This is a genomic window from Streptomyces sp. TRM64462, assembly GCF_013362995.1.
Taxonomy (GTDB): Bacteria; Actinomycetota; Actinomycetes; order Streptomycetales; family Streptomycetaceae; genus Streptomyces.
The window spans coordinates 1-10,733 of sequence record NZ_JABWDV010000038.1; the positions used below are offsets into that span (position 1 = coordinate 1).

The 10,733-nt window shown below is 71.1% G+C and carries 15 protein-coding genes; 10 read left to right on the plus strand and 5 right to left on the minus strand.

Features of this window, described 5'->3' with window-relative positions; genetic code table 11:
- Nucleotide 1 precedes the first annotated feature (1 nt).
- The 4 genes from HTZ82_RS01795 to rpmB all read right to left on the minus strand — a co-directional run bounded on the left by HTZ82_RS01795 (nt 2) and on the right by rpmB (nt 2,756).
- Complete coding sequence (locus HTZ82_RS01795) at nt 2-1,393, minus strand: hypothetical protein (RefSeq protein ID WP_175407471.1); 1,392 nt, start codon at nt 1,391-1,393, stop codon at nt 2-4.
- 213 nt (nt 1,394-1,606) lie between these two features.
- The gene (locus HTZ82_RS01800) at nt 1,607-2,122 is read right to left on the minus strand and encodes a hypothetical protein (protein WP_175407484.1); all 516 of its coding nucleotides are present in this window, start codon (nt 2,120-2,122) and stop codon (nt 1,607-1,609) included.
- 92 nt (nt 2,123-2,214) lie between these two features.
- The gene (rpsN, locus tag HTZ82_RS01805) at nt 2,215-2,520 is read right to left on the minus strand and encodes a 30S ribosomal protein S14 (RefSeq protein WP_175407472.1); all 306 of its coding nucleotides are present in this window, start codon (nt 2,518-2,520) and stop codon (nt 2,215-2,217) included.
- A complete protein-coding gene (rpmB, locus tag HTZ82_RS01810) occupies nt 2,520-2,756 on the minus strand; it encodes a 50S ribosomal protein L28 (protein WP_175407473.1) in 237 nt (78 codons plus the stop codon). Before rpmB ends, rpsN begins: the two co-directional genes overlap by 1 nt.
- A 63-nt stretch (nt 2,757-2,819) precedes the next feature.
- On the opposite strand from rpmB, the gene rpmG reads away from it, so the two are divergent.
- The 5 genes from rpmG to HTZ82_RS01835 all read left to right on the plus strand — a co-directional run bounded on the left by rpmG (nt 2,820) and on the right by HTZ82_RS01835 (nt 5,137).
- The gene (rpmG, locus tag HTZ82_RS01815) at nt 2,820-2,984 is read left to right on the plus strand and encodes a 50S ribosomal protein L33 (RefSeq protein WP_026252351.1); all 165 of its coding nucleotides are present in this window, start codon (nt 2,820-2,822) and stop codon (nt 2,982-2,984) included.
- A gap of 8 nt (nt 2,985-2,992) precedes the next feature.
- On the plus strand, nt 2,993-3,247 hold the full coding sequence (locus HTZ82_RS01820) for a type B 50S ribosomal protein L31 (RefSeq protein ID WP_175407474.1): 255 nt from the start codon (nt 2,993-2,995) through the stop codon (nt 3,245-3,247).
- Nucleotides 3,247-4,386: a GTP-binding protein gene (locus HTZ82_RS01825; protein WP_175407475.1), complete on the plus strand. Its 1,140-nt coding sequence runs from the start codon at nt 3,247-3,249 to the stop codon at nt 4,384-4,386. Before HTZ82_RS01820 ends, HTZ82_RS01825 begins: the two co-directional genes overlap by 1 nt.
- Before the next feature lie 4 nt (nt 4,387-4,390).
- Nucleotides 4,391-4,636, plus strand: a complete 246-nt coding sequence (rpsR, locus tag HTZ82_RS01830; RefSeq protein WP_175407476.1) for a 30S ribosomal protein S18 — start codon at nt 4,391-4,393, stop codon at nt 4,634-4,636.
- A gap of 261 nt (nt 4,637-4,897) precedes the next feature.
- Nucleotides 4,898-5,137: a DUF397 domain-containing protein gene (locus HTZ82_RS01835; protein ID WP_175407477.1), complete on the plus strand. Its 240-nt coding sequence runs from the start codon at nt 4,898-4,900 to the stop codon at nt 5,135-5,137.
- A gap of 114 nt (nt 5,138-5,251) precedes the next feature.
- Here the strand turns inward: HTZ82_RS01835 and HTZ82_RS01840 are convergent, their stop codons facing one another.
- Nucleotides 5,252-5,752 carry an ATP-binding protein gene (locus HTZ82_RS01840; protein ID WP_175407478.1) on the minus strand — a complete coding sequence of 167 codons (501 nt, stop codon included), beginning with the start codon at nt 5,750-5,752 and terminating at the stop codon, nt 5,252-5,254.
- A gap of 307 nt (nt 5,753-6,059) precedes the next feature.
- Between HTZ82_RS01840 and HTZ82_RS01845 the strand changes: the two genes are divergently transcribed.
- From HTZ82_RS01845 to HTZ82_RS01865, 5 genes are all read left to right on the plus strand, one after another.
- Entirely contained in the window at nt 6,060-6,923 is an 864-nt protein-coding gene (locus HTZ82_RS01845; protein WP_175407479.1) for a helix-turn-helix transcriptional regulator, read from the plus strand.
- Nucleotides 6,924-7,004: 81 nt separating this feature from the next.
- Nucleotides 7,005-8,462, plus strand: coding sequence for an aldehyde dehydrogenase family protein (locus HTZ82_RS01850; protein WP_175407480.1), 1,458 nt, complete (start codon nt 7,005-7,007; stop codon nt 8,460-8,462).
- 125 nt (nt 8,463-8,587) lie between these two features.
- The gene (locus HTZ82_RS01855) at nt 8,588-9,100 is read left to right on the plus strand and encodes a DinB family protein (RefSeq protein WP_175407481.1); all 513 of its coding nucleotides are present in this window, start codon (nt 8,588-8,590) and stop codon (nt 9,098-9,100) included.
- A 64-nt stretch (nt 9,101-9,164) separates the two neighbouring features.
- Entirely contained in the window at nt 9,165-9,806 is a 642-nt protein-coding gene (locus tag HTZ82_RS01860; RefSeq protein ID WP_175407482.1) for a PadR family transcriptional regulator, read from the plus strand.
- Nucleotides 9,807-9,891: 85 nt separating this feature from the next.
- Nucleotides 9,892-10,653 (plus strand): MerR family transcriptional regulator, encoded by a 762-nt coding sequence (locus HTZ82_RS01865; RefSeq protein ID WP_175407483.1) that lies wholly within the window; start codon nt 9,892-9,894, stop codon nt 10,651-10,653.
- Nucleotides 10,654-10,733 lie beyond the last annotated feature (80 nt).

Genomic DNA, 10,733 nt, shown 5'->3' on the forward strand with positions numbered 1-10,733 from the left:
GTTACGCCTCGGTGCGGCGGCGGTGCCGGCCCGTACCGGCGACGAAGGCCGCGCCCATCGCGACGGCGGCGCCGGCCGCGCCGAGCGTCCAGGAGGTGGCGGCGTCGGTGCCGGTCTCGGCGAGCTGGCCACCGGTGGTGGTGGCGGTGGCCGTGGTGTTGGTGGTGCTCGTGTTGGTGACCTGCGTGGCGCCGCCTGTGGCGGGCTTGGGGTCGTTCCCGGCGGTGCCGGTGCCGGTGCCGGTGCCGTCGCCGCCGGTGGTGTCCCCGGTGCTGCCGTTTTCGTCGCCGGTGTTGCCCGAGCCGCCGGTGTTGCTGTCGTTGCCGTCGGTGTCGTCGTCGGCCTCCGCGGGCGCGGCGGTGACCGTCGACTGGTAGCTGACTGTGCCGGACGACATCCACTCGCCCGACTCCAACTGGGTCCAGCCCAGCGTGTGGATGCCGATGGGACCCGGCGCCGTGTCGCCGGTGAAGCGCAGCCGCAGCTTGATCTCGGTCTTCTCGTCCGCGTCGAGCGGGAGAACCCCGACGACCATGCCGTGGACGTCCTCAGTGCCCTCGACGTCCACCGGGTACCAGCCCTCGGTGTCGTTCTCGTCCAGGCCGAAGGCCTCCACCTGGATCTGGGAGGCGGTGAGCCACTCACCCTGCCCGAAGTAGCGGGTCAGGTTCATGGCGACGTAGTACTCGTCGAGGGACTCGACGCCGGTGTTGTCGACGTGCATCACGAACTCGTGCCAGTCCGCCCCGGCGACGAACCCGGCGTTGGGAAGCCCGGTCAGCGTCAGCTTCGGGCCGACGAGGGCTTCTTCCTCGCCGCCGTCGATCTCGGTGCTGTACCGGCTGGTGGCGGACACGACCCGGCCCTGCGCCGTGTCGGCCGTCCCGAAGATGGAGAACTCCAGCGGAACCGCCGGGGCGTCCGCGGTGAAGCCCACCCGTACGTCCAGGAAGTGCCTCTGGTCGGCCGGGACCTCGAACGCCGCGAGCTCGAACTCGAAGCTCCCCTGCCCGACGGCGGGGCGGAGCTTGGCGGGCTGCCACCGGCCGTCGGCGCCGCGCGACTCGACCGTGATGTGCGAGGCGCTCAGCGCGCCGGTCTTGTCGGAGATGCCGATGACAGGGGTGTACCCGGGCAGTGCGGCGCGATCCCCGTTGTCGAGCGTCGCGTACAGCTCCTGCGGGCTGCCGGGCTCGAAAGACGGCGGGACCGACAACGAGATGTCCGGCGCCTCCCCGTAGACCTGCTCCGCAGCGGGTGCCGTGTCCTCCTTGGGCGCCGCGTCCGGCACGGTGACCGCCGGGTTGTTCTGGGCGAACGCGGGCGTGGCCGTGAGGGCGGCCGGGCTGACGACGGCCGCTGCGGCCACGACGGCCATGCGTCTGAGCTTCATGTGCTTTCCCCTCCATACGTCCGGGCACGCGTGACGGCCCGGCCCCCTGTGTCGGTGACCGGCACACCGTAGAGGCATGGCACGGGGCGCCCACGGGCGGGTGGGCGAAGGTAACGACGCGGGTAACGAAGGGGCTACGACGCTTCGAAGGGGGGCGGCTCGACGCGCCGCGCAGGATGGTGGACCGCCGCGGCGCGTCGAGCACCAGGGGTACTACGGCTGCGGCGGCAGCGACGGCAGCCCGGTCGGCAGCCCGGTCGGCAGTCCGGTCGGCAGGCCCGTCGGCACGGCGCCCGCCTTCGTGAGCGTGTCCTTCTTGCCGGACGCCCAGGCCACCACGAGCTGCTTGCCGTCGGCCGACTCGATCGTGCCCGACGTACGGTCCGTGCCCCCGTCCTTGCACACCAGAGCCAGTTCGAGGTGCTCGCCCTCCTTGACGGGGCCCTGGCAGACGCCGCCGTCGGCGACGAGGGCGGCCTGGCCCTGGCCGATGGTGAGGCTCACGGGCTTGCCGCCGTCGGCGGAGATCCAGGCGCCCTCGACGTCCGCGAGCGCGACGTCGGCGTGGCCCTCGTGGCCACCGGACGAGGCGGCGGCGGACGGCGCCGTGGAGGCGCCGCCCTTGCCGCCGTCGTCGCTCTTGCCGGAGCCGGAGCCGCAGGCGGTCAGTGCGACGGCCGAGGCCAGGGCGGCCACGGCCACCGCACCGTTCCGTACGAGCTTCTGCACGATCAAGTCCCCCTTGTAGGTTGAAAAGACCGCGCCAAGCTATCAGGGGCGCCCGGTCGCCGCCGCGACCGTTTGCCCCGCTACCGGCCTTGCTACCAGGACGACTTGCGTACGCCGGGCAGGAAGCCCGCGTGGGCCTGCTCACGGACCCGTACGCGCGACATGCCGAACTTCCGCAGGTGGCCGCGCGGCCGGCCGTCCACGCCGTCCCGGTTGCGTACGCGCGTCGGGCTGGCGTCGCGCGGCTGGCGGCGCAACTCCGCCTGGGCGGCGAGCCGTTCGGCCTCCGGTGTGGAGGGGCGGCGGATCAGCTCCTTCAGCTCGGCGCGGCGCGCCGCGTACCGCTCGACGACGGCCTTCCGATGCTCGTTGCGCGCGATCTTGCTCTTCTTCGCCATCAGATCTTCACCCCTCGGGCACGGATCCGGGCCACGGCGGCCTCGATGCCGATGGTGTCGACGGTCTTGATGGCCCGGGCGCTGAGCGTGAGCCGGACGTACCGGCCCTCGCTCGGCAGCCAGTAGCGCTTGCGCTGGATGTTCGGGTCGAAGCGGCGCGACGTGCGCCGGTGCGAGTGGGAGATGCGGTTGCCGAAGCCCGGCTGTGCGCCGGTCAGCTGGCAGTGGGCGGACAAGGGTGACCTACCTCTCGGGGACTGGCTTTGGTAATGGAAACCATTTCCATTTATCTTAGCTCCATGGCCCGCAACGAACTCCGCCCGATCATCAAGCTCCGGTCCACAGCCGGCACCGGCTACACCTACGTCACCCGCAAGAACCGCCGGAACGACCCCGACCGCCTGACCCTGCGCAAGTACGACCCGGTCGTCGGCCGGCACGTCGACTTCCGAGAGGAGCGCTGAGCCCACCGATGAAGTCCGGAATCCACCCCCCGTACGGCCCCGTCGTCTTCCGCGACAAGGCGGGAGGCTTCGCCTTCCTCACCCGGTCGACCATGACCAGCGACAAGACGGTCGAGTGGGAGGACGGCAACACCTACCCGGTCGTCGACGTCGAGATCTCCTCCGCGAGCCACCCCTTCTACACGGGGCAGGCGCGCGTCCTCGACACGGCCGGACGCGTCGAGCGGTTCGAGCAGCGTTACGGGCGACGCGGGGGCCGCTGATGCCGACCCTCGCGCTGTCCGTCGCGGTCGTCGGCGGACTGCACGCCGACGCCCGGAAGGCCGCCGTCGAGCGGCTGCTCACCACCGTCCCCGGCAGCGTCGCGCTCCACCACGACCTGTCCACCGCCCCCGAACGGGGCACCGTCGTACGGACCGTGCGCGACGCGACCGGTGTGCTGTCCACGGGCGAGACCCCGCTCGTCAACGACTGCGCCTGCTGCGCCCTGCGCGAGGACCTGGTGCCGGAGCTGGAGCGGCTCGCCGACGCGGGCCTGACCCGGCTGGCGGTCGTCGAGCTGTGGGACTCGGTGGAGCCCAAGGCGATGGCCGAGGTCGTGGCGGCGGCGGGCCTGCGGCTGACCGGTGTCGTCACGGCCGTGGACCCGGCGCTCGTCCTGCCGTACCTCGGCAACGGCGACGACCTGTCGGACGCCGGGCTCGCGGCCGCCGCCACCGACCAGCGGACGGTCGCGGACACCTGGGCGCGGCAGCTCGAGTACGCGCCCGTGCTCGCCGTCCTGGACAGCGACGAGGCCGACGACGAGGACCGCGCCCTGCTCGCCCAGCTCCACCCGACGGCCCGCCACGTCGCCGTACCGGACGGGGACCTGGCGGCGGCCGTCCTCGCCGGGTTCGACGTGGACGCCGCCGCGGCCGCCCAGCACCCGGCCTGCGCGCTGCTCCCGCAGGAGGCGGAGGCGGCCGGCGTCGGCACGTACGTGTGGCGCAGCCGCCGCCCCTTCCACCCCGGGCGGCTGTACGCGGCGCTGGAGGACCTGACCTGCGCCGCCGCCCGCAGCCGCGGCCGGTTCTGGCTCGCCGACCGGCCGGACACGCTGCTGCACTGGGACGCCGCAGGGGGCGCCCTGTGCGTGGAGAGCGCGGGTCCGTGGCTGGCGTCCCTGCCGGACGCCGCCTGGGAGATGGTCCCGCCGGTACGCCGCGCCGCGGCCGCCCTGGACTGGGACCCGGAGCACGGGGACCGCTGCCAGCACCTCGTCTTCACCTCGCCGGGCCTGGACCGCGAGGGGCTCGCGGAGCTCCTCGACTCCTGCCTGCTCACCGACGCGGAGTACGCCGCGGGCCGTACGGCCTGGAAGCGGCTCCCGCCCGCCTTCGACACCCTCCTGGAGGTCTGACCCCATGCCCCCGCGCCGCGCCGCCGACCGCAAGCCCGCCAAGTCCCGCCCGAACCCGCTGGACAAGGCCGGCATCACGTACATCGACTACAAGGACACCGATCTGCTGCGGAAGTTCATCTCCGACCGCGGCAAGATCCGCAGCCGCCGCGTGACGCGTGTCACCGCCCAGCAGCAGCGGCAGCTCGCCCGCGCCATCAAGAACGCCCGCGAGATGGCACTGCTGCCGTACTCGTCGGCGGCCCGCTGATCAGGGCCCCCTCCTCCCCGGGCCCTTCCAGGGGCCCTCCACGCGCCACGCGCGCGTGGAGGGCCCCTTTTTCCGTATGCGTACAAGTGGAGGGAGCCTGCGGCGGCGCGGCCGCGTCTGAAGGAGTGGGTAGTGGGAAGAACACCCTTCGTGCACGTGCATCTGCCCATGCATCTGCATATGAACGCAGCTATGATCCCGGATAGTTGACACCTGCATCATCAATCACACATGTAACTCATGTGACTCGGGGAGCGTCCTGTGCACCACGTGTACAACGGCATGGCAGCCACAGAGCTTCATGGGGCCGTCTGGCAGAAGAGCAGGCACAGCAACTCCCAGGGCTCGTGCGTGGAGTTCGCCAAACTGCCCGGCGGGAATGTCGCGGTGCGCAACTCACGGCACCCGGACGGCCCGGCCCTCGTCTACACGCCCGCGGAGATCGAGGCGCTGCTGCTCGGGGTGAAGGACGGCGAGTTCGACCACCTCGTCGGCGGCTGACCGCCCGTCCGTACGGGACGGCTGACCATGCGTCCCCTACGAAACAGGGGCTCCGTCGAACGGAGCCCCTTCAAGTCGCGTCGAATACGCCGCCAGGCCTTGCCCAGGCCTTGTCTAGGCCTTGTCCGGCAGTCGGAACAGCGCCCAGACCACCTTGCCGTGCAGCGTGCCCGCCAGTGGATGCCAGCCCCAGCTGTCGCTGAACGACTCCACCAGGAACAGCCCGCGCCCCGACTCCGCCGCGAAGTCCTCGGCGGCCGTCCTGGTGGCGGGCGTGTCCGGGCTCGGGTCGCGCACCGCGCAGACGAGCCGGCTCGCCCAGCGCATCAGGTGCAGCCGCACCGGCGCCTCCTGCGGCTGGTCCCGCGGCGTGTCGGCGGGCAGCGCGTGCCGCAGGGCGTTGGTGACCAGCTCCGACACGACGAGCGCCACGTCGTCGAACCGGTCGCTGAGGTTCCACTGCGCCAGGGTCGTGTCGGTGAACTGCCGTGCGCCTCGCACGGCTTCGTACCGGGGCGGCAGCGCACAGGACGCGGAACTGGAGACGGACGCGGCGTCGATCGGAGGAAGCCCCTGCCTTAACGGCTCGAGCATGGTCGATCCATTCGTCCCCATGCGAGGCACTCCCGGGATTCGCGGCTGTGGTGCTACAACACGAACGACTACGCAGGTGCGCGGGCACCATGGTTGCGAATGGGAGGGGCGGATGCAAGGGCAGATGCACGTGCACGCGCCCGACGTGTCCGGCCCCGTGATGGTTCTTGGCCATATCTTCCCGAAGCTCATCTCGGGGCGGTGGCCGAAGTGTTCGCCATTCTGTAATCGTTCGAGTACGGGGTGAAGCGTTTTGGTGGCAGAATCCGCTTCCTCGGGGCTTGGGGGTGCTCCGTCGTACACATCAGCGATGGGGAGGGTTGGAGACGTGACCGCGACAGAATCGGGCGGTTCCGTGGTGCGGCGCATCCTGCTGGGCTCACAGCTGAGGCGGCTGCGTGAATCGCGCGGCATCACCCGCGAGGCCGCCGGCTACTCGATCCGGGCGTCCGAATCCAAGATCAGCCGACTGGAGTTGGGCAGGGTGAGCTTCAAGGCGCGCGACGTCGAGGATCTGCTCACGCTGTACGGCGTCACCGACGAGCAGGAGCGCGCCGCCCTGCTCGGCCTGGTCCGCGAGGCGAACATCGCGGGCTGGTGGCACAGTTACGGCGATGTGCTGCCCGGGTGGTTCCAGACGTACATCGGACTCGAAGGCGCGGCCTCGCTCATCCGCATCTACGAGGTCCAGTTCATCCACGGCCTGCTGCAGACCGAGGCGTACGCGCACGCGGTCGTCGCGCGCGGCATGCGCGGTGCGCCGGCCGCCGAGATCGACCGCCGGGTCGCGCTCCGGCTCGAACGCCAGAAGGTACTCGTCTCCGAGCGCGCCCCGCAGTTCCACGCCGTTCTCGACGAGGCCGCGCTGCGCCGCCCGTACGGCGACCGGACCGTCATGCGCGACCAGTTGAAGCACCTCATCGAGATCTCGGAGCGGCCCAACGTCACGCTCCAGGTGATGCCGTTCAGCTACGGCGGTCACGCGGGCGAGAGCGGGGCGTTCACCATGCTGCGCTTCCCCGAGTCGGACCTGTCCGACGTCGTCTACCTGGAGCAGCTCACCGGCGCGCTCTACCTCGACAAGCGCGAGGAGGTCACGCAGTACGAGCGGGCCATGGAGCGGCTCCGCGCGGACAGCCCCGGGCCCGAGGAGAGCCGCGACCTTCTCCGAGGACTCCTCCAACTCATCTGACCCATAAGTAGGATGACGTCTCGTCACGAGCCCTTGCTGCGGCCCGACGGGCCACACGAAAAGGCCTTCGGAAGGGATGGCATGTCCTACTTCACAGATCTGGCCCTGCAGTACATCGACGGTGAATGGCGGGCCGGCGGCGGCTCGTGGGACATCATCGACTTCAACCCGTACAACGAGGAGAAGCTGGCCTCCATAACCGTCGCCACCGTCGGCGAGGTGGGCCAGGCCTACCGGGCCGCCGAGAAGGCGCAGGCCGCCTGGGCCGCGACCAGTCCGTACGCGCGGCGCGCCGTCTTCGAGCGCGCCCTGCGGCTGATCGAGGACCGCGAGGCCGAGATCACCGAGGCGATCATCGCGGAGCTGGGCGGCACACGGCTCAAGGCGGCGTTCGAGCTGCACCTGGCCAAGGAGTTCATGCGCGAGGCGATCGGTCTGGCGGTGCGCCCCGAGGGCCAGATCCTCCCGTCGCCGGTCGACGGCAAGGAGAACCGCCTCTACCGGGTGCCGGTCGGTGTCGTCGGGGTCATCAGCCCCTTCAACTTCCCGTTCCTGCTGTCGATCAAGTCGGTCGCCCCGGCCCTCGCCCTCGGCAACGGCGTCGTGCTCAAGCCGCACCAGAACACCCCGATCCTCGGCGGCAGCCTCGTCGCGAAGATCTTCGAGGACGCGGGCCTTCCGCCGGGCCTCCTCAACGTCGTCATCACCGACATCGCGGAGATCGGCGACGCGCTCCTCGAACACCCGGTGCCGAAGGTCATCTCCTTCACCGGCTCCGACCGCGTCGGCCGGCACGTCGCCACGGTCTGCGCGCGGCACTTCAAGCACGCCGTCCTCGAACTCGGCGGGAACAGCGCGTTGATCGTGCTCGACGACGCGGACGTCGACTACGCCGTGGACGCCGCCGTGTTCAGCCGCTTCGTGCACCAGGGGCAGGTCTGCATGGCCGCGAACCGGGTGCTCGTCGACCGGTCCGTGGCGGAGGAGTTCACGGAGAAGTTCGTCGCCAAGGTGCGGACGCTGAAGACCGGCGACCCGGCCGACCCCGCGACCCACCTCGGGCCGCTCATCAACTCCTCGCAGGCCGACGCCGTCACGTCGGTCGTGGAGCAGGCCGTGGCGGCGGGCGCGACGGCACTGCTCCGCGGCCGCACCGAGGGCAACGTGGTCGCCCCGACCGTGCTCACGGACCTGCCGGCCGGCGCTGCGGTGCTGCGCCAGGAGATCTTCGGGCCGGTGGCGCTGATCATCCCGTTCGACGGGGAGGACGAGGCCGTACGGATCGCCAACGACACCCCGTACGGGCTGAGCGGAGCCGTCCACACGGGCGACGTCGAGCGCGGGGTACGCCTGGCCCGGCGCGTCCACACGGGAATGATCCACATCAACGACGGCACCGTCCACGACGAGCCGATCGTGCCGTTCGGCGGCGAGAAGCACTCCGGGATCGGCCGGCTCAACGGCGAAGCGACCGTCGAGGCGTTCACCACCCAGAAGTGGATCTCCATCCAGCACGGGCGCAGCCGCTTCCCGTTCTGAGTCGAATGAGGTCACAGCAGGCCGATATAGGACAGTGGTTGACCTCATTGGTCCATAGGGTGCGGGGTGTCAGTTCGCGGCGGGAAACGCCCGCCGCGCGCACCCGACGAAAGGCGGACCTCGTCATGGCCGGTCTCGTACCCGCTGAAGTACATGGCGACGAGCGTGGCGCGCTGCTCTCCTACGTGGAGGGCCAGCGCGCCGCCCTCCGCGACCAGGTGGACGGACTCACCGAGGAGCAGGCGGCGCGCCGCACCACCGTCAGCGCCCTGTCCCTGTCGGGGCTGCTGAAGCACGCAGCCAACGTGGAGCTCAACTGGCTCCGCCTGGCCCAGCAGACCCCCAACGAGCAGGCGAAGAGCGACGAGGCCTGGGCGGACGGGTTCCGGCTGCTCGACGGCGAGACCATTCCCCAGGTGCTGGAGTTCTGGGACGGTGTCGCCAAGGAGCTGGAGGGCTTCATCCGCTCGGCGCCGAGCCTGGACGTGACCTTCCCGCTGCCCGAGGCGCCCTGGTTCCCGAAGGACACCAGCGTCTCGGTGCGGTGGATGCTGCTGCACCTGGTCGAGGAGTTCGCCCGGCACGCCGGCCACGCGGACATCATCCGGGAGTCGCTGGACGGCCGCACCGTGATGTGACGGCAGCCGCCCTGCCCGTACCCTAGTCAAAGTTGACGACCGGGTGGGAAGGGAAGGTAGGGACATGTCGGCGATCCGGCTGCTGGTCCTCGGGGCCGTGCGCCAGCACGGGCGGGCGCACGGCTACCAGGTCCGCAACGACCTGGAGTACTGGGGCGCCCACGAGTGGTCCAACGCCAAGCCCGGGTCGATCTACCACGCGCTGAAGCAGATGGCCAAGCAGGGACTGCTGCGCGCCCACGAGACCGCCCCCAGCACGGCCGGCGGCCCGCCCCGCACCGAGTACGAGATCACCGAGCAGGGCAGCGAGGAGTTCTTCGCGCTGCTGCGCGAGGCGCTCACGGCGTACGACCAGAAGCCCGACAGCCTCACGGCCGCCCTCGGCTTCCTGGTCGACCTGCCGCGTGACGAGGCCGTCGCCCTGCTGCGGCGGCGCATCGAGGGCCTGGAGCGGTGGCGTACGACGGTCACCGAGGACTACACGCCCGAGGGCGGGCCCGAGCAGCTCGGCCACATCGGCGAGATCATGAACCTGTGGCTGCACCAGGCCGACGCGGGCGCCGCCTGGACGCGCGGCCTCATCGACCGCATCGAGGGCGGCGCGTACACGTTCGCGGGCGAGGGCGAGCCGTTCGTCGGCGTCCTGGCGGACGGTCAGGAGAACCCGTACGCGACGGGCACCCCGCACCCCGGCGACCGCGCCTGAGGCACCCGGGAGAACCGGGCTTGCGCCTCACGCCGCGTGAGGACCCAGGCTTGAGGGCGTACCGAAGGAAGGAGCGGGACGGGCCATGAGCTATTCCGTGGGACAGGTCGCCGGTTTCGCCGGGGTCACGGTGCGCACGCTGCACCACTACGACGAGATCGGGCTGCTCTCCCCGAGCGGCCGCAGCCACGCAGGTCACCGGCGTTACGAGGACGAGGACCTCGACCGGCTGCAGCGGATCCTGTTCTACCGGGAGCTCGGCTTCCCGCTCGACCAGGTCGCGGTCCTGCTCGACGACCCGGACGCGGACCCGCAGGAGCACCTGCGGCGCCAGCACCATCTGCTGACCGCGCGGATCGCCGAACTGCAGAAGATGGCCGAGGCCGTCGAACACGCCATGGAGGCCAGGAAGATGGGCATCAACCTCACGCCCGAGGAGAAGTTCGAGGTGTTCGGGGACCACGACCCCGACCAGTACGCCGAGGAGGTCCAGCGGCGCTGGGGCGACACCGAGGCGTACAAGGAGTCGCAGCGCCGCGCGGCCCGCTACACCAAGGCGGACTGGCAGCGCATCCAGGACGAGGCGAAGGAGTGGGGCGAGCGCTACGCGGCGCTCATGGAGGACGGCGCCGAGCCGTCGGGCGAGCAGGCCATGGAGCTGGCCGAGGAGCACCGGCAGCAGATCTGCCGCCGGCACTACGAGTGCACCTACGAGATCCACCGGGGCCTCGCGGACATGTACGTGGCGGACGAGCGGTTCAAGGCCTTCTACGAGGCCATCCGCCCCGGCATGGCCGAGCACCTCCGCGACGCCATCCACGCCAACGCCACCCGCCACGGCGCCTGACGCACCGGAGCCCCGCGCGCACCGGGGAAGCGCGGGTCGTCCGCACGACGAAGCGGCCGCCGCCGAGGCATCACGCCCCG